The sequence below is a fragment of the Aeromicrobium sp. 9AM genome (genome assembly GCF_902506105.1).
Taxonomy (GTDB): Bacteria; Actinomycetota; Actinomycetes; order Propionibacteriales; family Nocardioidaceae; genus Aeromicrobium.
This window is the reverse complement of sequence record NZ_LR733304.1, coordinates 1,691,898-1,715,114: the sequence shown is the minus strand read 5'-3', so window position 1 is coordinate 1,715,114 and position 23,217 is coordinate 1,691,898. Positions and strand designations below refer to the sequence as shown.

Here is a 23,217-nt window from a genome sequence, read left to right as displayed (position 1 = left end):
ACCCAGGAGTTGTCATGAAAGCCGCCGTCGTCACCCAACTAGGCCAGCCGCTCGAGCTGCAGGAGCGTGCCGTCCCTGAACCGTCGATCGACCAGATCCTCGTACGCATCGAGGCCTCCGGCCTCTGCCACACCGACATCCATGCCGCGCACGGCGACTGGCCGGTCAAGCCGACGCCACCGTTTGTCCCGGGCCATGAAGGTGTCGGCATCGTGGAAAAGCTTGGAGAACGTGTCACTGCGCACCAGCTCGGCGACCGCGTCGCCATTCCGTGGCTCGGACACGCGTGCGGCCACTGTCGCTACTGCGTCGACGGTCGCGAGACGTTGTGCGAGAGCCAGCAGAACAGCGGCTACTCGATCGACGGGGCATTCGCCGAGTACGCGGTCGTCGACGCGCGCTATGCCGTCACGGTCCCTGAGGGCGTCGAGCCGTTCGACGCCGCACCGTTGAGCTGCGCGGGTGTGACGTCCTACAAGTCGGTCAAGGTCGCTCACGTCCAGCCTGGCGAGACCGTCGCGGTCTTCGGCATCGGCGGACTCGGTCACCTCGCGGTGCAGTACGCCCGCCTCGTCGGCGCGGTTGTCATCGCCGTCGACATCGACAGCGACAAGCTCGAGCTGGCCACCTCGCTCGGCGCCGATCATGTCGTCAACGCCGCGCAGGTGGACCCTGTCGCGGCGATCCAGGCCTTGGGTGGTGCGGATGTCGCGCTGGCCTACGCTGTCTCGCCCCAGTCCTTCGAGCAGGCGTTCTCGTCCCTGAGCAGGGGTGGGCGTCTCGTCTGCGTCGCGCTCCCGGCCGAGGGCACGATGAGCATCCCGATCTTCGAGACGGTGCTGAAAGGCATCGAGATCATCGGCTCGATCGTGGGGACTCGCCAGGACCTTGCCGAGGTGTTCGAGCTGCATGCCCTCGGACGTACGCGCGTCATCGCGGAGGGGCGCAAGCTCGAGCAGGTCAACGAGTCGATCGCGGAGCTGCTGGACGGACAGATCCAGGCCCGGCTGGTCTTCGAGTTCTGAATCGCGTGCGAGCCGAGGAGGCGTCATGAAGGAGCCGACCGCAAGACGGCCCGTGGTGGTCGGGATCTCCGGTGACCAGCCGGAGCTCCTGACGTATGCCGCCGAGATGGCGAACATGTTGGAGGCGCCGTTGCGCGTGGTGCACGCCGAGTCGATCACGATGCCCTCGGGTGATCCCTATCTGGGACAGGAGATGGGTCGTCTCCTGCACGAAGCCGCCCAATTGGTCTTGAATCATGCCAGGGACCGCTTGGCCGGTCACACTGCCGGTGACGTGGAGTACGAGCTGCGGACCGAGCCGGTGGTCTTCGCGATCGAGACGGAGAGCAAGGATGCCGCTCTGGTCGTGGTGGGGGCCGACGACGTGTCCTCCGTCGAGCGGGTGGCCGGCATCGACGTGGCTCGTCGCGCAGCGCTGCACGGCCACAGCCCGGTGGTGGTGGTTCCAGCTGGCGTCTCGCATCCCGTGGTCACCGAGATCCTTGTCGCTCTCGATGTCCACAACGTCGTCGAGGAGGCTCTCGGCTTCGCGTTCCAGATCGCCGACCATACGGGTGCTCGCCTGCGGGCCGTGACCGTCCTGGCTCCGACGGTGGAAGCCGAAGAGCTGGCTTGGTGCAAGGGCCGCCTCAAGGGACACCTGGCGCACTGGCACAGGGTGTTCCCGCGTGTCGAGTGTCGCGCCGAGGTGATCCTGGGAGATCCGGGCGATGAGCTCGCCCGCGAGGCAGGAGAGGCCCAGATGGTCGTGGTCGGGCACCCCAATCAGCCGCATCGTGGGCCGTTCTTCGGCAAGCGCGTCGCCTCGTCGCTGCTGCGGGCGGCACCGAGCGTCGTGGCGGTCGTCCCGGTAGGCCGGGAGGACTGAGCACCGAAAGGTCAGTCAGTCCAAGGACACGATCGTCACGGGCGTACCTGGATGTTGTTGTGGACCGAGGTGACGTGGGGCGAAGACCAGGCGGCACGCGCGGCCTCGCTCCGCTCCAGCCAGGTGCGGACCGTGCCGGCAAGGGTGACGTCGGTGCCGACCGTCGTCACGCGGATCGCGTCCGCGTCGGTGGCTGCGTTGCGGATCAGCGCTCGCCGGATGTGCTCGCCGGTGTCGGAGGCGGAGGCTCGCGGAGCGAGCTCGATGCGATTCTGGACGTGCTCGACACCGATCACGTTGCCCACCAGCTCGGCCGCCTCGCGGCGCTGGAACTGATAGGTGACCTGGCCGGTGAGGATCGCGACGTGGTCGCGGACCTCGACCTTGACGGAGTCTCCTGGGACCTTGGACGTCCACTTGAGCGCCTCGCGGATCGCCGCGGCGATCTCGGTGTCGGTCGGTCGAGCGGTCGCCTTGCGACGTACCTCAAGCTCGTCGGCGACGACGCTGACCCCGGCAACGCGCATGGCAGCCTTCACCGCAGCGTTCCGTTCAGCGTGGCTGTCGACCTCGCCGGTGAGCGTGACGGCACCGTCGAGCAGCGATACGCCGATGCGGGTGTCGTTGAGCTCAGGCGACCAGGCGAGCTCATCGATGACGTCCTGCTGGATGAGGTGATCGGCGTTCTTCTTCATGGTCGTGTTCATGGTTCGACTCTCGTATTCACGGCGTCTCAGACCTAGGGACTTCTGACCCGGACGATGAGGCCCTTGGCCGGATTCCACGCGCACTCGAGAGGCGAATGATGGTGATCATGCCCAGCGAGGAATTCGAGGAAGCCATGGACACCACAGCACGTGACCTACCGGTGGTGGCAGGAGTCGCCGACAAGCAGCCGACCGTTCTGGACTACGCCCGACGGGAGGCCGAGCGCGCCGGCTGCGGGCTCAAGCTGGTGCACGCGTACACGGTCCCGCCGTCCGCGATGGGCTCGATCTACAGCCTCGACATTCCGGAGGCATTTCGGGCTGGCGGGCAGGAGATCCTCGATGAAGCCGTCCGCCACCTCGAGAACGAGGGCTGCACCTCGCCGATCGAGACCGTCCTGACCCGCGGATACGCACCCAGCGTGCTGGAGGCCGAGTCGGGATCTGCGCGCCAGATGATCATCGGACCGGACGAGTCCAAGCCGTGGTACATCCGTATGTTCGAGGGCAAGGTCGCCCACGAGCTGGTCGAGCGCGGGGAGTGCCCTGTCATCGTCGTGCCGGACTCATGGCGTCCGACCAGTCATGCTGCGCCGGTCGTGGTCATGGTCGATGGTGAGACCAGCGCTCATGGACCGTTGAAGTTCGCGTTCGACGCGGCATCGGCCCGAGGAGCCGAGCTGCGCGTCCTCCACGTGACGCCGCCGGCCGATGGGCTCGCCGACTCCGAGTGGGAGGCGATCCGGCGGGTCGTCGACTCCTGGTTCGACCACCATCCGCAGGTGCGCGGTGGCAGCCAGGAGGTTGCCAGCGACGTCCGCGAGGCCGCACTGCGCGCGGCTGAGGGAGCCGGAATACTCGTCCTGGGCCGGCCCCACGACCGCCGCCTGTCGAACCTGCTGATGGACTCACTCGCTCAGGAGATCCTCTCGGAGGCGGGCAGCCCGGTCGCTGTCGTTCCCGCCGAATACCGGGGCTGACGTGAGTCGCCGGAGGTCCGTCGGGACAGCGATAGGTGCGTTCTACCTGGTCATGGCCGGCATCAACATCGGGATCGTCGTCGCAGACGCCTCGACGTATCGGCACTTCGCCGATCACGGCCTGTGGTCGTTCGTCCGCTCGGGATGGCTCGACATCGTCATGGCGCATCCCGGGGCATGGATCGGCTTGCTCGCGGCGGGAGAGGTCGCGATCGGGCTGGCATTCCTCGGCCCAAAGCCGTGGCCACGTACCGCATACGCGGCTGCCATCGGCTTCCACGTGGCGCTGATGTCGTTCGGTTGGGGAGTCTGGCTCTGGGCCGTCCCGGCGATCGGTGGGCTCGTGATCGCGGCTCGCCACGACCTCGGGGCCGACGCGGGGCGCGCCCGTTCCCCGGCCCGCACGGCGACGTGACCGTGGCGACTCGGAGCTCGGCTCGGTGGTCCGGGACACGAGACCCGGTCGGCGACGCTCAGCGAAGCTGGACCAGGATTCGGTTGTCGACCTCGTCGACGTGAGGAGAGGACCAGGCGGCCAGCTCGGCTTGCCGCCTCTCGGCGTACGAGGAGACGGCTCCGGTGAGGAGGACCCGAGTCCCGTCGACAGTCACGTGGACGTGAGACGCGTCGATGGCGGCGTTCCTCACCAGGGCTTCATGAATACGCGTCTCCGTCCCGCTGGCACTGGCCTGAGCGCGTGGCTTGAGCGTCATCCGGTTCACCACGTCCGTGACGCCGGCGAGGTGCTCGATCAGTCGCATGGCCGTCTCCCGCTGGAAGTTCCACCCGAGCTCGCCAGTCAGGGTCACGACGTGGTTCTCGACCGCGGCCGTGATCGAGTCCTTGGGGATCTCGGAGCTCCACTTCAGGACGTTGTGGGCGGCGAATGCGATGTCTGAGTCCGTCCTCGGATCAGTGATGTGATGGACCAGGATCTCATTGGCGAGCGCTGTGACTCCGCGTGTACGCAGAGCTGCCTTGCCGGCCATGAGCTTCTGCCAGTAGGACGGGACCTGACCCGACAGCGTGACAACTCCGTCGCGGACGCCGACCCCGATCTTTGCCGCCTCGACCTCAGGTGCCCACCGCAAGGCGTTCTCGACGGCGTCCTGGAGATGCTGGTCGTGCGTCTTCTCCATTGTTGTCTTCATGATGCTCCCTTCCTGGTCCGGCCACGTGCCGGTCTTGCGATCGCGCGGGATTGCGCGGTACGCGGTCAATGGGTCGAGATCGCTCGGAGCACGTTGAGTCCTGCGGCGCGTCGAGCCGGAAGCACTGCGGCAAGCACCCCCACGACGGTGGCCACGGCGATGAACACCACGAGTCGCACCCATGGCACGGCAAGGTCAGTGATGCCCTGGTCCTTGACGATCTGTTGCAGGATCACGCCGAACAACAGGCCGGCCCCGATCCCCAGGACCGCGCCGAGCAGGGAGATGGCAATGGCCTCGAGCCGCACCATGCGCCTCAACTGGCGACGGCTGAGGCCGACGGCCCGCAGCACCCCGATCTCGCGGGTCCGCTCGACGATGCTCAGGGCCAGCGTGTTGACGATGCCGAGGGCAGCGATGACGATCGCCAGCCCCAGGAGTGCGTAGATCAGGTAGAGCAGCTGATCGACCTGACCACGTTGCGCCTCCGCGAAGTCGTCCTTGTTCTGCACCGTGACCGTCGGGAAGTCGGCGGTCGCGGCGTCGAGGTCTCGCGCCAGGGCCGCCTTGTCGGCGCCCGGCTCGGCGTTGACCGCGATCGACGTGTCAGCTCGCTGCACCTTGGCCGCAGTGAGGGTCGAGAAGGGGATGACGGCGTCCGCCACGACATACGTCGACTGGTAGATGCCGGTGACCCTGGACGGCAGATCGCCCGAGGCGAAGGACAACGTCACGTCGTCGCCGACCTTGACGCCGAGCGCGTTCGCCCGATCTTCCATGAGGGCGATCTCCCGGTCTCCGACGGCTGCGTCACCTGATACGTACGTGATGTGGAAGATCTGCTCGAGTGCCCGTGAGTCCGTGGCGTCGGCGTTCAGCTGGTCGCCGTCGACCTTGAGGGACGTGAGCTGGGCAGGCGCGATCACCCCGACACCGTCTACATGGCGCACGTCGTCAGCGATCGAGGGTGAGAACGACTGACCGATGGCGTTCGAGATCAGGAAGTCGCTCGTGAACTGCTCGTCGATGCCTGAGTCGATCGAGGCGCTGACGGACGCGGCGAGGATCGAGATTGTGGTCACGAGCGCCAGGCCGATCATCAACGCCGACGCCGTCGCGGCTGTGCGTCCGGGGTTCCGGAGGGAGTTCTGCGTCGCCAACCGGCCGGTCGTGCCGAAGACGCGGGCGTAGAGCGCTCCTAAAGGGGCGAGCACGGGAACCGCGATGGCCGGACTCATGACCGCGATCGCCATGAGCACCGTGAACATTCCCAGCCCCACCTGGGCGGCGCCCCAGCCCCCGTCGCCCATCAGGCCCGTGGTCACCAGGGTCCCGCCTAGCACGGCCATGGCCGTGCCCACGATCCACCGACGTCGCAGCGAACGCTCGGGCCGTGCGGTCCCGTCGCGCATGGCCTCCACCGGCGCGACGCGGGCGGCCCGGCGGGCCGGTAGGTAGGCCGCGAACATCGTTACCGTCACGCCGACGACGTACGACACGAGGATGGTCCGGGCCGAGAACACGAGCGAAGTGGCCGAGAGGTCGAGCCCGAACGACGCGAACACCGCACGGAGACCGGTGGCGAGGCCGAAACCGAGTGCCAGGCCCGCACTGGCGCCCAACAACCCGACGACAACGGCCTCGGCGAGCACCGAGCGCGCCACCTGGCCCCTGGACGCGCCTAGGGCGCGGAGTATCGCGAGCTCCCTGCTGCGTTGCGCGACCAGGATCGAGAACGTGTTGACGATGAGGAAGCTGCCGACGACGAGCGCGATCGCCGCGAAGACGAGCAGGAACGTGTTGAGGTAGCCGAGCACGGTGTCGACGACGCTCTTGAACTCGTCGGCCTGGTGTTTCCCGGTCACGGCCTCGGCGTCCTTCGGAAGCAGGGGCTCGACGGCCTTGACGAGCTGCTCCTGGCTGACTCCTTTGTCCGCCGTCAGCTCAATGCTCGTGTAGGCGTCCTTGCCGTCCATGAAGAGGTCCTGCGCGGTGCGGGTGTCGAAGAGGACCATCGTCGCGCCCGCGAGTCCGCCGCCGGCGAAATCGGCGTACCCGACGAGAGTCGCAGCGACGCGCGGCTGATCTCCCGCGGTGACCATGCGGACGGTGTCGCCGATTTCGTAGCCGGCGTTCTCCGCCGATCTCTGGTCCAGCACCACCTCGCCGGTCTTTTCGGGGGCCCGGCCGCGCGCGATCGTCACCGTCGGCTCGCCGCTGGCGTTCGGCGCGTCATTGAAGTTGAGTGCCATCGTCGGCGCGCCTGTGCCGCCGAGCAGCTTCCCGTTCGCCTTGACCACGAACATGCCCTGGCCGTACACCGAGCCGTCGGCCCGCGCCACGCCTGGCGCCGACGCGACGGTGGAGACCAGTGAGGCCGGCAACGTGCGCTGGTCGATGTTGAGTGCCGCGCTGAGGCTGGTGCGGTCGATCCCTGTCAGTCGGACCGATGCGTCCGCGATCGAGCCGCCGATGATGTTGTCGAAGCTCTTGCCCATCGTGTCGGTGAAGACCAGCGACCCCGACAGGAATCCGACGCCGAGCACGATCGCGAGCGCGCTGAGCAGCAGGCGGACCTTGCGCGCCATGACGTTACGCAGTGTGAAGCGCAGCATGGCCCTGTCCTGTTTCGGGTCCTCGTCGAGCCCCGCTCATGTGAGCGAGGACCGTCTCGGAGGTGGGAGAGCGCAGCTCGTCGACGACCTTGCCGTCGGCGAGAAAGATGACCCGGTCGGTGTACGACGCCGCCACGGGGTCGTGGGTCACCATCACCACGGTCTGCCCGAAGTCGCGGACGCTGTCCCGCAGGAACGCCAGGATCTCGGCACTCGCCGTCGAGTCGAGGTTGCCGGTCGGTTCGTCGGCGAACACGATCGTGGGACGGCTCATCAGCGCGCGGGCGCACGCGACACGCTGTTGCTGGCCACCCGACATCTCGTTCGGCCGGTGACCCAGGCGATCGCGCAGCCCTACTGCGTCGATGACGGTGTCGTACCAGTCGGGATCGGGCTTGCGGCCGGCGATGGCGAGTGGCAGCAGGACGTTCTCCTCCGCCGTCAGCGTCGGGACGAGGTTGTATGCCTGGAAGACGAACCCGATCCGGTCGCGTCGCAGCTCGGTCAGCTCCTTGTCCTTCAGGTGCGCCAACTCGGTCTCACCGAGGAAGACCGATCCCGATGTTGGTGTGTCGAGAGCGGCCATGCAGTGCACCAGAGTGGACTTGCCGGACCCCGAGGGCCCCATCACGGCCGTGAACTCTCCGGCGTGGATCTCGACGGTGACTCCGTCGAGGGCGTGCACTTCTGCGTCTCCGATGCCGTAGACCTTCGTCAGGTCCACTGTGCGCGCGGCGATGCTGTCCGGCCGGCCGTGATGCGTGGACATGGGTCTCCTCGATGGGTAGGGGCGTACGTCTCACGCTAGGGACGGCCTCGTCCGATGTCCGGGGCCGAAGGTCCCGCAGTCGGAGGGCAGCAGTCCCGGCTGAGGTGCTTGCGAGCGGACAAGCGACCGCTCCGCGATTGCGGGGGACCGAACCGCGGAGCGATCGTTGGCGCGAGGGGCGCTGGCGTGCGTGACGCTCTCCGGCCCCAGCCACTGAGGTGGCCGTGTGTCCTGTCGGCCGGTGCAACGCTCCCTCGTTCCACCTCCAATCTCGCCGATTCACACGTGTGGCTGTAGTGACCAAGGTCCTCAAGTCGCGGGACCATCGATGCCTTCCGAGAGCGTCGGACCTTCGCGGGCGCTTAACGCGCCGACCTCACGCCGTGTTGCTGTCGGCAGTCGACTCCGAACGCCGCTCCGACCGGGAGGCCGCTGCCGAGCCGAGGCCCACGGCAAGACCAAGCATCAGGAGCGCCGCGGCCATGAACATCAGGACCGAGATGACGACCTTGATACCCGGTAGCGTCGCCCCGGCGTCGACCTCGACATCGAGGCCCTGGGAGCGCTCCGGGTTCATGACGACCACGGTCCAGTCGCCCTCCCTGAACGGCCAGGTGATGGTCTGGGATCCGTTGCCTTGCGCGAACTTCATCCAGATCGGGAGGGAGGCGGGTGCCGGCCCCGGTGCCACGCCGTCGACGCTGTCGCAGATCGCGGGCGACCCGTCACCGAATCGACGTTCCGGGACCATCGTGCTCCGGGCGACCCCCGCGAGGTACGTGTCGACCGATCGGCTGTTCGCGATTCCCACGAAGATCGGGGCGCCGTCGTGTGACCTGACGGTGACCTTTCCATCGCCGAGCAGCGCGGACGGGGTCAACCCGCCGACACCAGAGAAGTGCAGACGGATCGGTTCGGACGTGATGGCGTAGGTGTCGACCTGGCACGTCGCGGTGGGCGCCGAGAAGAAGCCGTCGTCATCGGGGAGCGTACTCTTGGCCGCCCACAGGGCACCCGCCGCCGCGAGTGCCATCGCGCCGAGCGCGCCCGAAACGATGCCGACGACCGTCACGACGCTGACGCGTCTGAGTGCTCTGGGTGCCGCCGGTAGGTGCGCCTGAGACGTCGGGTCGTGAGCCGGCCCTCTTGGCGTCGCGGCGGGTCCCGTGCCGTCCGCCGAGCCGCCCAGGTCGAGGCGGAACGGCGGGTAGGCGTCGGTCATCAGGGCGGCATACGCGGCGACTCTCAGCGCCCAACGCTGCAACCCGATGACCAGGTCGAAGATCGACCTGGGATAGCTGCCGGTGAACAGCAGCGCCAGCCTCGCGATGAACACGAGCAGGCCCACCAAGCCGCCGCTGAAGAGGAACGGCTGAGGATGATCGGTGGCAGCCCCGGCAGCGAAGATCCCGCCGCTGACGAAGAACGCGACCACCAGGTAGTGCGGCAGCGCCAGCAACCACCACTTCACCAGGACGAGCCCCCGGGACAGTCGCTCCGGGTAGTCGACCTCGAGATGCGCGGGATAGCCCGCCACGTCCGACAACGTGAACGGCGGATAGCGGTCCGTGCCCAACGCTCCGTACGCGTAGAAGGTGACCCGCCATGTCCACCGCATGACGCCCAGATTGAAGTCGAACAGCGCTCGCGGGAACCGACCCGTGAACACGATCGCGAAGAACGCCATGATGCTGGACACGACGAACGCCAGCCACAGCACGCAGAGCACAAGGTAGTGAGGGATCGCGAGGAACCACTTCACCAGCCAGAGCCAGCGGCTGAGATTGTCGTCGAGCTCGGCTGTCACCCGCACCGGATAGGGCCGGTGCGGCGCCGAGGAGTCAAGAATCGTCATACCGCGATCGTGCGAGACAGACCGCGGAGCACGTCAGGTGCGAGAGTCCCGCGCGCGTGGGACCTTGGACTGTGTTGGTGTGGTCGGGCACCGGGGACGGTGGAGGGGTTGCCGATCGAAGGAACCCTCATGAACCTGCCCGACCAGGTGCCGCCGATCGTCGTTGGCATCCAGCACGAACAGCCCGCCCTCCTGCGCTATGCCCATTCGTGGGCCGAGCGCTGGAACGCGCCCTTGCGCGTGGTCCACTCCAACAGCTTCCTCGATGTCGCTTCCGAGCTCTACTCGACCGCGGACGACGGCGCCAGTGTCCGGGACCGGGCGCAGGACGTCATCGACGATGCCCGGAACTATCTGGCGGAGCTTGGGTCGGTCCCGTTGGAGTTCAGCATCAACGACGGCCCCGCAACGGCGGTGCTAGAGATGGAGAGCAAACATGCTTCGGCCGTGATCGTCGGCTCTGATGACGTCACCACCCTGCGACGACTCGTCGGCGCCGGGGTCGCGCGCCACGTGGCTCTGCACTCGTTCGCACCCGTGTTCGTCGTGCCCCACGGCGCCCGGGTCAAGGAGATCAGGGACGTCGTCCTCGAGATCGACGAGAACAACATCGCCGACGGACCCATCCGTTTCGCCTTCGACACCGCGGCCCGGTCAGGGGCCCGGCTCCGGGTGATGCACGTCGTACCGCGGACGGCGTATCTCGCCGATCCGGTCGAGCACGGTGTACGTCTGACACAGCTTGTCGAGACCTGGCACCCCCGGTATCCGCACGTCGCGGTCAGCCCTTCCATGGTGTGTGGTGACGCCGATGACGAAGCCGTGATCGCCTCGACGTCCGCGCAGGTCATGATCGTGGGACGACCCAACGAACCCCATCACGGACAGCTGTTCGGCCTGCATGTCGCTGAGGAGATCGTCCGCCGGGCACAATGCCCGGTCGTGGTCGTGCCGGCGGAGTACCAGCCGTGACCGCCCAGAAACTCGGTCCAGCCGTGACCCTGGCCCCGGAGCAGCTCGAGCTGATCGACGCCTACTGGCGGGCCGCCAACTACCTGTCCGTCGGCCAGATCTACCTGATGGACAACCCGCTCCTCCGCGAGCCCCTCCTGCCCGAGCACGTGAAACCGCGCCTGCTGGGGCACTGGGGCACGACGCCGGGCCTGAACCTCCTCTACGCGCACATGAACCGCGTCATCCGTGCGCGCGACCTCTCGGTCCTGTACGTGACGGGTCCGGGACACGGTGGTCCCGGACTCGTTGCCAACGCCTACCTGGATGGCACGTACTCGGAGGTCTATCCCTCGATTTCGGAGGACGAGGACGGTATGCGCGCCCTCTTCCGGCAGTTCTCGTTCCCGGGCGGGATCCCGAGCCACGTTGCACCCGAGACGCCCGGCTCGATCCACGAAGGTGGTGAGCTCGGCTATGCGCTCGTCCACGCGTACGGCGCGGTGTTCGACAACCCTGACCTGGTCGCCATGTGCGTGGTCGGTGACGGCGAGGCCGAGACGGGTCCGCTGGCGGCGAGCTGGCACTCCAACAAGTTCCTCAACCCGGTCACCGACGGGGCGGTGCTGCCGGTCCTGCACCTCAACGGCTACAAGATCGCGAACCCGACCGTGCTGGCCCGCATCCCCGAAGCCGAGCTGCTCGAGCTGATGCGCGGATACGGACACGACCCGATCCTGGTTTCCGGCAATGATCCGGTTGATGTGCATCAACAGCTCGCGGGCGCGCTCGACCGGGCGATCGACGGCATCGCGGCGATTCAGCGAGACGCCCGCGAGGGCTCTATGACCCGACGTCCGCGGTGGCCCATGATCGTGCTGCGCACGCCAAAGGGCTGGACCGGCCCCGACACGGTCGACGGACACGACGTCGAAGGCACCTGGCGCTCCCATCAGGTCCCGCTGGCGGAGACCCGTACGAATTCTGGGCACCGCGAGCTTCTCGAGGCATGGATGCGCAGCTACCGTCCGGAGGAGCTGTTCGACGGCAGCGGCCGGTTGGTGCCGGCTCTGCGAGCGCTCGTGCCGCACGGCGACCGGCGCATGAGCGCCAACCCTCACGCCAACGGGGGACTGCTGCTGCGAGACCTCGTGATGCCGGACTTTCGTGCCTTCGCGGTCGACGTCGACCAACCGGGCACGGAGCTGAGCGAGGCCACCCGGGCGCTCGGCAGCATGCTCGCGTCCGTCATCGAGGAGAATCCCGATCGCTTCCGATTGATGGGGCCCGACGAGACCGCATCCAACCGCCTCGGAGCCGTGTTCGAGCGGACCGACCGGGCCTGGGACGCGCTCATGGTTCCCGGCGACGACTCCTTGTCGCCGGACGGCCGCGTCATGGAGGTGCTTTCGGAGCATCTGTGCCAAGGCTGGCTCGAGGGCTATCTGCTGACCGGTCGCCACGGGCTGTTCAACTGCTACGAGGCCTTCATCCACATCGTCGACTCGATGTTCAACCAACACGCCAAGTGGCTCAAGACGACAAGGCGCATTCCCTGGCGTGCCGAGATCGCCTCGCTCAACTACCTCTTGACCTCGCACGTCTGGCGTCAGGACAACAACGGCTTCTCGCACCAGGACCCCGGATTCCTCGACCACGTCGTCGACAAGAAGTCCGAGATCGTCCGCGTCTACCTGCCGCCGGACACCAACACGCTGCTGTCCGTCGCCGACCACTGCCTCCGTAGCCGCGACTACGTCAACGTCATCGTCGCCGGCAAGCAACCGGCACTGACCTACCTGACGATCGATGAAGCGGTCGCGCACTGCACGCGCGGTCTCGGCATCTGGCCATGGGCCAGCAACGACGGCGGCGAGCCCGATGTCGTGCTTGCCTGCTCCGGTGACATCCCGACGCTGGAGACCCTGGCGGCCGCCGACCTGCTGCGGCGGCACGTGCCCCACCTCAAGGTGCGCGTCATCAACGTCGTTGACCTGATGCGGCTCGAGCCGGACACTGAGCATCCCCACGGTCTCTCGGACCACGACTTCGACTCACTCTTCACGGTCGACAGGCCCGTCATCTTCGCCTTCCACGGCTACCCGTCGCTGATCCATCGGCTGACGTATCGGCGTACGAACCACCACAACATCCACGTGCGTGGCTACAAGGAGGAAGGCACGACGACGACGCCGTTCGACATGGTCATGCTGAACGATCTGGACCGGTTCCATCTCGTGATGGATGTCATCGACCGGGTCCCGTCTCTGGGGTCGCGAGCAGCGTTACTGAGGCAGGAGATGTCGGACGCGAGGCTGGCCGCGCGGGCGTACACACGTGAGCACGGCGAGGACGACCCGGCCATCTCCGGGTGGACCTGGCCGGCGGAGGACTGAACGTGCGAGTGCTCGTGGTCAATGCAGGCTCGTCGAGCCTGAAGCTGCGGCTTCTGGGTGATCACGACGAGGTGGAGCGGTCGGCAGATCTGGTCGCCGCCACGCACGCGATCGACGTCGACGAGCTGCGCAACGCGATCTCCGACTGGCCAGCACCCGGAGTGGTGGGCCACCGAATCGTCCACGGAGGCGCCTACTTCACGTCACCCGTCCGTGTGGGTCCCCTGGTGCGGTCAGCACTCAACGACCTGACCTCGCTCGCGCCCTTGCACCTGCCCAAGTCGCTCGCGGCGCTCGACGCCGTGACGCGAGCTCTACCGGGCGTCCCCGTGGTGGCGTGCTTCGACACTGCGTTCCACGCAACGCTGCCGGCGGAGGCAGCGACTTACGCCGTGCCACTGGCGTGGCGGGAGCGGTACGCGATCCGCCGCTACGGATTCCACGGGCTGTCGCACGGGTATGCCGCCCGCACCGCGGCCCAGCTCGTGGGTGAACCCGTCGACGAGCTCAGGATCGTGACCTGTCATCTCGGTGCCGGTGCATCGTTGTGCGCCGTGAAGAACGGTCGCAGTGTGGACACGACGATGGGCTTCACCCCGCTGGAAGGTCTGGTCATGGCGACGCGGTCGGGAAGCATCGACCCGGGGCTCTTGCTCTGGCTCGAGGATCACGAGCGGCTGACGCCCGGCGAGATCGCCGATGCACTGGAGCATCGCTCCGGCCTCTTGGGACTGGCTGGAACGGCCGATCAGCGGGTCATTGAGAAGCAGGTCGCCCTTGGTGACGAGCGCGCACAGCTCGCCCTCGATGTCTACATCCACAGTCTCGTCAGCGGCATCGCCGCGATGACCGCTGCCACCGCGGGGCTCGACGTGCTGGTCTTCACCGGTGGGGTGGGTGAGAACTCCGCCACGGTCCGCGCCCTTGCGGCCGATCGCCTCGGCTATCTCGGCGTCGCGGTGGACCACGAACGCAACCTGCACGCGGTCCCTGACCTCGACGTCTCCGAGCAGGGAGCAGCTGTGCACACTGTCGTGGTCACCTCTCGTGAGGACCTCGAGATCGCCGCCGGTGCTCGCTCGGCGATGACGTAGGAGTTCGCGGCATTCACGACTCCCTGGCTGTCGCGGCTCCGTCAGTACGGAGTCAACGCGCGACGGCAGCCTGCGGCAGGTCCATCTCGATGTCGCGCTCGTCGAGGACAGCGAGCGTCCACGGCACGACGAGGATGGGGGCGACCGCGTACCGCAGGCAGTGCTCGACCGTGTGATGGGTGCTGTGGCGGGTGCCCGGTCCCCGGTCGGTCGAGCCCACGACGAGAAGGTCGGCGGAGCGTGCGGCTGCGACGAGCGTCGGTCCGGCGTAGCTCTGGCTGACCTCACGGACGATCGTGACGTGGTCGGCCTTGTGGTGGGTGGCCTCGCCGATGACGTGCTCCAGGATCTGGGTGGCGCGCTCATGGCTGTCGCACCGCGTGGAGCTGGAGTCGTCGTTGCGGGCGTCGGCCGGCCAACAGATGATCGCGTGGACCTCAGAATGGCGGAGCTCGGCCTCCCGGATGGCGACCTGAAGGGCTGCGACTGAGGCGGGTCCGCCGTCGATCCCGACGACGATGGGTTGTGCAAGCATGTTGTCTCCTGGGTGGTGCGACGTTGGCGTCCAGCGTCCCGCGCGTGTCGGCTCTGAACGAGGGCCGAGCTTCCCAAGCTGTAGGGACGTTGGGCCCTACGGTCGGGGCCTTGCAACGATCAGGCTCGAGTCCATGCCTCAGGAGACGGTGACGTCCGAAGCGACCGTTGTGATGGGCGATCCGATGCGACTGGCCGACGCGCCGCTGGATCTTGCCGGTCCACAACCGGGGCTTTCGGGTCGTGACGTGACGACGGCGCGCGCGACGTACGGCAGCAACACCCTGCCGGGCAGTCGGCGGCCGTCATGGGTCAATGCACTCGTCAAGCAGCTCATCCACCCTTTGGCGATCCTGCTCTGGGGCGCCGCAGTGCTCTCGTTCGCCACCGAGTCGCTGACTCTCGGCAGTGCCATCCTCGTGGTCCTCACGATCAACGCGGCGTTCGCCTTCACCCAGGAGCGGCAGGCCGAGCACGCCGTCGAGGCCATCAACGACGCACTGCCGCCCATGGCGCAGGCACTGCGGGACGGCACGCTCGTCAGCCTGGCTGCCACCGAGCTGGTGCCCGGCGACGTCATCATTGTCGGCGAAGGCGACAAGGCACCCGCCGACGCTCGCATCGTCGCGGGCTCCGCCAGTGTCGACGCTTCGATGCTGACGGGGGAGTCGGTCGCCGTCGAGCGGATCCCCGTGGCCCGGCCCGAGCGCGGAGCTCTGCTGCACGCACCGCAGGTCATCCTCCGCGGCACCTCCGTCGTGGCCGGCGAGGTGCGCGCCGTGGTGTTCGCCACCGGTGTCCGCACCCAGATCGGGATCGTGGCCGACCTCACCGCCTCGGTCAGCACCGAGCCGAGTCCCTTGGAGGTGCAGGTCAAACGTGTTGCCTGGGTCGTCTCGATGATCGCGGTCGGGATAGGCCTGATCTTCCTGCCTGTCGGGATCGCCGCCGGGCTCTCGTGGAAGGCGGCCATGATCTTCGCGATCGGGCTCCTGATCGCCAACGTGCCGGAAGGCCTCCTGCCGACGATCACCCTCGCGCTTGCCGGCGGGGTGCGCAGACTCGCCCGCCACGGCGCGATCGTCAAGAGGCTCTCGGCGGTGGAGACTCTGGGCTCGACATCGACCATCTGCACCGACAAGACCGGCACGTTGACCCAGAACCGCATGACCGTCCGCGAGGTCTGGACGCCCGACGACACCGGCGTCGATCCTGCACTCCACGTCATGATCTGGTGCCATTCCCTGCACGTCCACGGCGGCGATGTGGAGGGCGATCCGACCGAGATGGCGCTGGTCGAGCACGTCCGCGTCCATGGCGGGCCATTCGACATCGAGCAGCAGGCTGAACGCGTCGAGGCGAGACAGCGGTTCGACGCCGCCCTCCGCCGCATGTCCGTGACGATTCGCACGGAAGACGGGTACGAGGTGCTGTGCAAGGGTGCACTCGAGTCCCTGCTCGGCCTCTGCACGACAACGGGAGACGCCGGTCGGGCCATCGACGGGGCGGAACGACGTTCCATCGTGGACGCGGCGGAGCGGATGGAGCGGCTCGGCTACCGTGTTCTGGCGCTAGCGGACAAAGCTGGGCAGAGCATTGGACGCTCGCGTGACGAGGACGAGGCCGGGCTGCGGTTCGTCGGGCTCGTGGGCCTGATCGACCCGCCGCGGCCGAACGCCGCCGACGCGGTCGCCCGTTGCCACGCGGCCGGCATACGTGTCCACGTGATCACGGGAGACAGCCCGGTCACCGCTGCGGCAGTCGCGCGCGAGGTCGGCATCGAGGTCCACACGGTCGTCGACGGTGAGGCGTTGGCCCGCATGAGCGACGCCGAGCTCACTGGGCTCGTCGCCGCGGGCGAGGTGGTGTTCGCGCGTGCCTCACCGCGAGACAAGCTGCGGATCGCGACCTGCGTCCGAGCCGTCGGCGAGGTGTTCGCGATGACGGGGGACGGGGTCAACGACGCCCCCGCTCTCCGGTACGCCGACATCGGCATCGCCATGGGTCGCGGGGGTACCGACGTGGCGCGCGAAGCGGCGAGCATGGTGCTGACAGACGACGACTTCGCCACGATCGTCCGCGCCATCGAGTCGGGCCGGCAGGTGTACGCGAACATCCGCAAGTTCATCGTGTACGTCTTTGCGCATGCCGTGCCCGAGATCGTCCCGTTCCTGATGTTCGCGCTCGCGGGAGGCGCAATCCCGCTGGGCATCACCGGCATGCAGATCCTCGCGGTCGACCTCGGCACCGAAACTCTCCCGGCTCTGGCGCTGGGTCGTGAGAACGCCGAGCCCGGCACTATGCGGCGCCCGCCCAGGCCGAAGGCCGAGCACATCATCACGCGAGGCCTCCTGCTGCGGTCCTGGGGGCTCCTTGGTCTCGTATCAGCGGTCCTGACCAGCTCGGCCTTCTTGCTTCATCTGAAGCTGGGCGGATGGTCGCCGGGCGACGGCACCGGGCCGGGCTCCGAACTCCACACGACGTACCTGGAAGCCACTTCCATCACGTTTCTCGGGATCGTGCTCTGCCAGGTGGGAACGGCCTTTGCCGCACGCACAGAACGTGCGTCGCTGCGAGACATCGGGGTCTTCAGCAACCGGCCCCTGCTGTGGGGGATCGGTTTCGAGCTCGCCGTAGCAGCGGCTGTCATCTACGCGCCGCCCTTGCAAGGCCCCTTCGGCACCTCGGCCCTCTCGGTCCGGGACGTGGCACCGCTATTGACGTTCCCCGTCGTGGTGTGGGGCGTCGACGAGCTCGTACGCGCCCGGCGGCGCCGGCGCTCACCATCCTGACACCTTCTGGTGCACACTCGATACTGGGACGGCACCCGTCCACCGAAGGAGCCTCATGACGATCCGCGTCTTCCTGCTCGATGACCACGAGATCGTACGTGGGGGCCTCAAGCAACTACTCGAGAGCAGCGGAGACATCGAGGTCGTGGGTGAGGCCGGCACGGTCGCGGCAGCACTGGCCCGCATCCCGGCCCTGATGCCCGACGTCGCAGTGCTGGATGCGCGGCTCCCCGACGGCAGTGGCATCGACGTCTGCCGCGAGATCCGGTCCAGTCGCCCGGAGACCAAGGCCATCATCCTGACGTCGTACGACGATGACGAGGCACTCTTCTCCGCGATCATGGCCGGCGCGGCGGGCTACGTGCTCAAGCAGGTCAAGGGCCAGGACCTAGTCACGGCGGTCAAGCACGTCGCCGAGGGCGGTTCGCTGCTCGATCCGAGCGTGACGGCGAAGGTCATGGAGCGCTTACGTGAGGGCGCACCCGGAGAGCCGGAGGAGCTCAAGAGCCTGACTCCTCAGGAGCGACGCATCCTCGAGCTCGTCGCGGAGGGTCTGACCAACCGGCAGATCGGCGAGCGGCTGTTCCTGGCCGAGAAGACGATCAAGAACTACATGTCGAACGTGCTGTCTAAGCTCGGGCTCGAGCGGCGCACCCAGGCAGCGGTGTTCGCCAGCCGGCTGCTCGACGACACCTGAACCGCCGAAGGATCCGCCGTACCTTCCGACCGCAGGCCGAGGTCAGGTCGGGACGGACCACGCGAGTCGGCTGCCGCCACCAGGTGCCTCGTGGATCGCGAATGTTCCTCCTTGCGACTCTGCACGTTGACGCAAGTTGTCGAGGCCGCTGAGCCGTGGTGAGCTGCCCGGCCCGACCCCGTTGTCGGTCACCTCGACGGTGACCAGACCGGCCGCGGCTGTCACGCTGATGTCGATCTTGGTGGCCTGAGCGTGCCGGGCCACGTTCGCGAGCGATTCTGTGACGACAGCGGCGATGTCATCCGTCAGCGTCCCCGACGCCATCAGGTCGACGGGTCCGGAGAACGTCACCCGAGGCTTGCTGGGCATCTGGTCGCTGATTCGGTCGACAATCTCCAGGATACGTGCGCGAACGCTCACGGCCGTCGACTCGGGGTCTCGCCGCATCGCGAAGATGCTCTGTCTGATCTGAGCAATGGCGCCGTCGATCTCGTCGACCTGGGCTGCGATCTGGTCGGCCGCTTCGCCACCCAGGACCGCTGCGGTGCCCTGCAGGTTCAGGCCGGTGGCGAAGAGTCGTTGGATCACGTGGTCGTGAAGGTCTCGAGCGATACGGCTCCGGTCCTCGAGCAGCGCAACCCGACGACGGGCACGTTGGGAGTCCTCACGATCCAGCGCCACGCTGATGTGGCTGGCGAAGGACGCGCCCAGGTCGATGTCCCGCGAGCTGAACGGAGCCCGCCCCTTCGCCCGGGTCACGGCGAGCACGCCGCGGGGGTGGTCGTGCCGACCGAAGGGGATCACCATCGAGTTGCCGAGCAGGGCCTCGTGCGCGAGGCCGTACGGCGCGAAGCTGCTCTCCTCCCCGACGAGGATGGGTGCGCCCTCCGCGATTGCGCGGCCTGCAAACGTGTCGGCCAGGGGAAATGACCGTTGGATGAGCTCATCGGTGCTCTCACCGGCCGCGCGTTCGACGACGATATGGTCGCGGTCGTCCGTGATCAGCGCGATCACGACCAGGTCAGCGTCCGCCAGGGTGCGCACCTCTTCCGCGATGACACCCAACTGGTCCTCGTCATCGTCCTTCATGAGCCTTCGGGCGGTCTCGGCGAGCGCCGATGACCACCTCGCCCGATACGAGGAGTCATCGAAGAGCCGTGCGTTCTCGATCGCGATACCGGCCGTTGCGGCCAGAGCCTCCGCCAGCTCCTCGTCGTCGGGGGTGAAGGCGCCTTTGAGACTGTCGGTCAGGTAGAGATTGCCGTAGACCTCGTCTCTGACGCGGATGGGAACGCCCAGGAAGCTGTCCATGGGCGGGTGGTTCGCCGGGAAGCCACTGGAGCGCGCGTCGGAGGCGATGGTCTTGAGCCGAACCGGCTGAGGATCGTCGATGAGTGCGCCCAGCAACCCCTTGCCTTCTGGCAGGTGATCGATCTGCTGGTACACCTCGGGCGCCATTCCGACGTGGATGAACTGCTCCAGTCGGCGTTCGTCGCCGATCACACCCATCGCGGCATACCGGGCGTTGAGCAGCTCCTTGCCGATCTCCACGATCCTCCGAAGGACGTTGGGGAGGTCGAGGTTGCTCGTGAGCTCGTTGTTGATGCGGATGAGGTCTCGCATGCGTGACTGCGAGTTCATCATCTCCTCGGCACGCTCGACGAAATGAGTCAGGACTGACTCGAACTCCAGCTTCGGTCCGGTGGATCCAGGTTCAGCCATCGCAGGCAGGTTTCCCTCCGTGTGTGCTCCCCGGCCACAGGTTACGCCGGAATGCGCGTCACGTGCGCCGGGTCAGACCGGGGGACCTTGGTCCCCGCACATGGGGACGGCAGCCCGTGTCTCTTCGGTGGCGGCCGACGAATGCTGGGAGGACAGCGAACAGCCAGGAGGAATCATGGACACCAACGGCACGTCTGTCGTCGTGGGCGTCGGCGACAAGCAGCCGACCGCCCTCCGCTTTGCCTTGAGGGAGGCACACCGTCGGGGTTCTGGTGTGCGCGTCCTCCACTCGGCCGGCTTGCCGGCCGACGCGTTCTACGTCAGCCCCGAGTTCGAGACGGAGATCCGTGAAGTCGGCCAGCAGGTGCTGGACGACGCGCGGCATTTCGTCGAGCAGGAAGTCACGCCGGTCCCGGTGACGTATGAGCTGACGACCACCGCACCCATCGAGGCGCTCGAAGCGGCGTCGGCCGATGCGAACGTCTTGGTCATCGGTGCGGACCATGTCTCGTGGCCAGACCGTCTTCTCGGAGGTGCCATTGCGTCGCACATCGCCCTCCACGCAAGCTGCCCCGTCGTGGTCGTGGCGGAACGCGCCTATCCCACCCCACTGACCGGCGGCGTGGTGATCGCGCTCGACGGCGACACCCCGGCCAAGGGCGCGTTGCAGTTCGCGTTCGAGCAGGCAGGCGCGTTCGGCAACGTCCTGCACGTGTTGCACGCGATCCCGCCCGCCACGACGCGCGAGGACTCCGAGGCCGTACGCGCCAACGTCGGGGAGATCCTCGCCGGCTGGTCAGAGCAGTATCCCGATGTCCGTGTGCTGCTGAGCTTCCCGATCGACGAGGCAGACGACGCGTGCATCCGGGCGACCGAGCGCTCTGAGCTCGTCGTGGTCGGCCGTCCGCACCGTCACGGTCTGCCCTTCGCGCTGGCGCGCCCGCTGGCCGCCGAGGTCCTGAAGCGGGCCCATTGCCCCGTGGCTGTGATCCCGGACGACTACAGGGGCGCCTGACATGGACACAGTCGCCCCCTGCAGGACGCTGGTCGTGGCCGCGGCCAGCCGGCATGGCGGGACCTGCGAGATCGCGGACCGTCTGGCGTGGACCTTGGGCAACGACCTCCCGCTGGGCTGGCGTGTCATCCGGCCCGAGCTCTCGGACCTCCGGGCTCTCGACGACGCCGACGCCGTCGTCCTCGGCAGCGCGATCTACTACGGACACTGGATGCGGGCCGCGGCTCACGCCCTCGCCTACCTCAAGGACGCTCCGCTGTTCGATCTCTGGCTGTTCAGCACGGGTCCGGTCTCGGAGGTCGAGACCGAGAACGCGCAGATCATCTCTGCCGACTCGATGGTCCAGGCCGGACAGGCCATCGAGCACAAGGTCTTTGGCGGCAGGCTCGACACGTCGCGATTGAGCTGGGTCGAACGTGCCGTGGTCAAGGCTGTCCACGCGATCCCTGGAGACCACCGCGACTGGGACGAGGTCGACGCCTGGGCACATCACATCGCCAAGCAGCTGTCCGTCGTGCCGGCTCCTTCCGACGGGACCAAAGGCACCTCGAACGAGGACGCACTGCCCTGAGACCACACCCTCCTCAGACGCAACTGTGGAGGTCAGACATCACACCCAGGAGAACATCATGGTCAGCTTGATCCATCGACCGGCGAGCGACTCAGCTGCCGGCACCGATCACAAGATGGGACTGTCGCAGTCAACGGCTCTCATCGTCGGCAGCATCATCGGCGTCGGCATCTTCAGCCTGCCGTACTCGCTCGCCTCCTATGGCCCCATCAGCCTGTTGGCCATGGCCATCGCGAGCGTTGCCGCCATCGCCTTCGCACTGCTGTTCGCAGCGCTCAGCCGGCGCATCCCCGCTGACGGTGGCCCGTACGCCTACAGCCGTACCGCATTCGGCAACGGGGTCGGCTTCGGCAACGCCTGGTCGTACTGGATCACGGCGTGGGCGGGCAATGCTGCCATCGCGGTCGGCTGGGTCTACTACGTGGAGCACTTCATCAACAAGGGCGGCAGCACCGCGGTCAGCATCCTGATCGCGTTCGCCGGGCTCTGGATCCCCGCGGCGGTCAACATCAGTGGGCTCCGTAACGTCGGCGCGTTCCAGGTCGTCACGACCGTGCTCAAGTTCCTTCCCCTGGCGTTCCTCGCGACGATCGGCTTGTTCTACATCAGCGCGGGCAACTTCACGCCTTGGAACACCAGTGGCGACACCAACATGTCGGCCATCGGGGGCGCGATGGCGATCTGCCTGTTCGCGTACCTCGGCGTCGAGACCGCAGCCGTGGCCGCGGCCAACGTACGCGACCCGAAGCACAACATCCCTCGCGCGACCGTCTTCGGGACGCTAGCCAGCGCCGTGGTCTACATGTTGTCGCTGATAGCGGTCTTCGGCATCCTGCCCACGGCTGCGCTCGCGCTGGACGAGAACAAGGCGTCGTACGCCGTCGCCACCAACTCGATCTTCGGCGGCACGTGGTCCGGGGACCTGGTGGCGATCGCCGTCATCATCTCGGGCATTGGCGCCCTCAACGGCTGGACCATGATCTGCGCGGAGATGCCCAGGGCGGCCGCGAAGGACGGACTCTTCCCCAAGCAGTTCGCCGAGCTCTCGTCGCGCGGTGCTCCGGTGTTCGGCATCGTCTCCTCGACCCTGTTCGCGTCGATCGCGGTGCTCATCAGCTTCTGGGGCACCAACGGCTCGACGGTGTTCACGACGCTGGTGCTGATGACCGGCATCACCGCAGCGATCCCGTTCGGGTTCTCCGCCCTGGCGCAGATCGTCTGGCGCCTCAAGGATCGCGAGGTGGGCAACGCCGCGCACTTCACCCGTGACATGGTCGTCGCCGTTGCCTCCGTGGCTGCGTCGATCGGGTTCATCTACTACTCCCGCAACGTCGATGCCTCCTGGTACGTCGTGTGGGGACCGTTCCTGATGACCGGTGGCGCACTCCTGGTCGGCGTCCCGGTCTACCTGTCTCAGCGCAGGCACATGACAGAGCCCGCAGCAGTCCCCGCGTACGACGGATCGGTGGCCTGAC

Annotated in this window: 19 protein-coding genes; 12 read left to right on the top strand and 7 right to left on the bottom strand. The window is 67.4% G+C overall.

Annotated features, from left to right (window positions below):
- Positions 1 to 14: 14 nt before the first annotated feature.
- Complete coding sequence (adhP, locus tag BOSE46_RS14795; protein WP_159540966.1) at positions 15 to 1,025, top strand: alcohol dehydrogenase AdhP; 1,011 nt, start codon at positions 15 to 17, stop codon at positions 1,023 to 1,025.
- A 25-nt stretch (positions 1,026 to 1,050) separates the two neighbouring features.
- Positions 1,051 to 1,893: a universal stress protein gene (locus BOSE46_RS14790; RefSeq protein WP_159540965.1), complete on the top strand. Its 843-nt coding sequence runs from the start codon at positions 1,051 to 1,053 to the stop codon at positions 1,891 to 1,893.
- A 35-nt stretch (positions 1,894 to 1,928) separates the two neighbouring features.
- Here BOSE46_RS14790 and BOSE46_RS14785 read toward each other — a convergent pair whose 3' ends face one another.
- Positions 1,929 to 2,600, bottom strand: coding sequence for a BON domain-containing protein (locus BOSE46_RS14785; protein WP_159540964.1), 672 nt, complete (start codon positions 2,598 to 2,600; stop codon positions 1,929 to 1,931).
- Positions 2,601 to 2,707: 107 nt separating this feature from the next.
- Between BOSE46_RS14785 and BOSE46_RS14780 the strand changes: the two genes are divergently transcribed.
- Positions 2,708 to 3,580 (top strand): universal stress protein, encoded by an 873-nt coding sequence (locus BOSE46_RS14780; protein WP_159540963.1) that lies wholly within the window; start codon positions 2,708 to 2,710, stop codon positions 3,578 to 3,580.
- Position 3,581: 1 nt separating this feature from the next.
- Positions 3,582 to 3,995 carry a hypothetical protein gene (locus BOSE46_RS14775; protein ID WP_159540962.1) on the top strand — a complete coding sequence of 138 codons (414 nt, stop codon included), beginning with the start codon at positions 3,582 to 3,584 and terminating at the stop codon, positions 3,993 to 3,995.
- 58 nt (positions 3,996 to 4,053) lie between these two features.
- Here BOSE46_RS14775 and BOSE46_RS14770 read toward each other — a convergent pair whose 3' ends face one another.
- From BOSE46_RS14770 to BOSE46_RS14755, 4 genes are all read right to left on the bottom strand, one after another.
- On the bottom strand, positions 4,054 to 4,731 hold the full coding sequence (locus BOSE46_RS14770; protein ID WP_159540961.1) for a BON domain-containing protein: 678 nt from the start codon (positions 4,729 to 4,731) through the stop codon (positions 4,054 to 4,056).
- A 65-nt stretch (positions 4,732 to 4,796) separates the two neighbouring features.
- Positions 4,797 to 7,346: an ABC transporter permease gene (locus BOSE46_RS14765; protein WP_159540960.1), complete on the bottom strand. Its 2,550-nt coding sequence runs from the start codon at positions 7,344 to 7,346 to the stop codon at positions 4,797 to 4,799.
- Entirely contained in the window at positions 7,324 to 8,115 is a 792-nt protein-coding gene (locus BOSE46_RS14760) for an ABC transporter ATP-binding protein (protein WP_159540959.1), read from the bottom strand. Before BOSE46_RS14760 ends, BOSE46_RS14765 begins: the two co-directional genes overlap by 23 nt.
- 376 nt (positions 8,116 to 8,491) lie before the next feature.
- The gene (locus tag BOSE46_RS14755) at positions 8,492 to 9,970 is read right to left on the bottom strand and encodes a DUF4389 domain-containing protein (protein WP_159540958.1); all 1,479 of its coding nucleotides are present in this window, start codon (positions 9,968 to 9,970) and stop codon (positions 8,492 to 8,494) included.
- 129 nt (positions 9,971 to 10,099) lie between these two features.
- Between BOSE46_RS14755 and BOSE46_RS14750 the strand changes: the two genes are divergently transcribed.
- Genes BOSE46_RS14750 through BOSE46_RS14740 form a run of 3 tightly spaced genes read left to right on the top strand, consistent with a single transcriptional unit; the run spans position 10,100 to position 14,411 of the window.
- A complete protein-coding gene (locus tag BOSE46_RS14750) occupies positions 10,100 to 10,942 on the top strand; it encodes a universal stress protein (RefSeq protein WP_159540957.1) in 843 nt (280 codons plus the stop codon).
- Complete coding sequence (locus tag BOSE46_RS14745) at positions 10,939 to 13,317, top strand: phosphoketolase (RefSeq protein ID WP_236551759.1); 2,379 nt, start codon at positions 10,939 to 10,941, stop codon at positions 13,315 to 13,317. The genes BOSE46_RS14750 and BOSE46_RS14745 overlap by 4 nt, the downstream gene beginning before the upstream one ends.
- Before the next feature lie 2 nt (positions 13,318 to 13,319).
- Positions 13,320 to 14,411: an acetate/propionate family kinase gene (locus BOSE46_RS14740; protein ID WP_159540955.1), complete on the top strand. Its 1,092-nt coding sequence runs from the start codon at positions 13,320 to 13,322 to the stop codon at positions 14,409 to 14,411.
- Between the two features lie 52 nt (positions 14,412 to 14,463).
- Here the strand turns inward: BOSE46_RS14740 and BOSE46_RS14735 are convergent, their stop codons facing one another.
- Entirely contained in the window at positions 14,464 to 14,946 is a 483-nt protein-coding gene (locus BOSE46_RS14735; RefSeq protein ID WP_159540954.1) for a universal stress protein, read from the bottom strand.
- A gap of 133 nt (positions 14,947 to 15,079) precedes the next feature.
- Here BOSE46_RS14735 and BOSE46_RS14730 point away from each other — a divergent pair, with 133 nt between their 5' ends.
- Positions 15,080 to 17,737, top strand: coding sequence for a cation-transporting P-type ATPase (locus tag BOSE46_RS14730; RefSeq protein WP_159540953.1), 2,658 nt, complete (start codon positions 15,080 to 15,082; stop codon positions 17,735 to 17,737).
- 55 nt (positions 17,738 to 17,792) lie between these two features.
- Positions 17,793 to 18,434: a response regulator transcription factor gene (locus BOSE46_RS14725; protein WP_159540952.1), complete on the top strand. Its 642-nt coding sequence runs from the start codon at positions 17,793 to 17,795 to the stop codon at positions 18,432 to 18,434.
- 42 nt (positions 18,435 to 18,476) lie between these two features.
- On the opposite strand, the gene BOSE46_RS14720 is transcribed toward BOSE46_RS14725, so the two are convergent.
- Complete coding sequence (locus tag BOSE46_RS14720; RefSeq protein ID WP_159540951.1) at positions 18,477 to 20,156, bottom strand: GAF domain-containing sensor histidine kinase; 1,680 nt, start codon at positions 20,154 to 20,156, stop codon at positions 18,477 to 18,479.
- Positions 20,157 to 20,331: 175 nt separating this feature from the next.
- On the opposite strand from BOSE46_RS14720, the gene BOSE46_RS14715 reads away from it, so the two are divergent.
- Genes BOSE46_RS14715 through BOSE46_RS14705 form a run of 3 tightly spaced genes read left to right on the top strand, consistent with a single transcriptional unit; the run spans position 20,332 to position 23,216 of the window.
- Positions 20,332 to 21,171 carry a universal stress protein gene (locus tag BOSE46_RS14715; protein ID WP_159540950.1) on the top strand — a complete coding sequence of 280 codons (840 nt, stop codon included), beginning with the start codon at positions 20,332 to 20,334 and terminating at the stop codon, positions 21,169 to 21,171.
- A gap of 1 nt (position 21,172) precedes the next feature.
- On the top strand, positions 21,173 to 21,742 hold the full coding sequence (locus BOSE46_RS14710; protein ID WP_159540949.1) for a flavodoxin domain-containing protein: 570 nt from the start codon (positions 21,173 to 21,175) through the stop codon (positions 21,740 to 21,742).
- A 58-nt stretch (positions 21,743 to 21,800) separates the two neighbouring features.
- Entirely contained in the window at positions 21,801 to 23,216 is a 1,416-nt protein-coding gene (locus BOSE46_RS14705) for an amino acid permease (RefSeq protein WP_159540948.1), read from the top strand.
- Position 23,217: the final 1 nt, after the last annotated feature.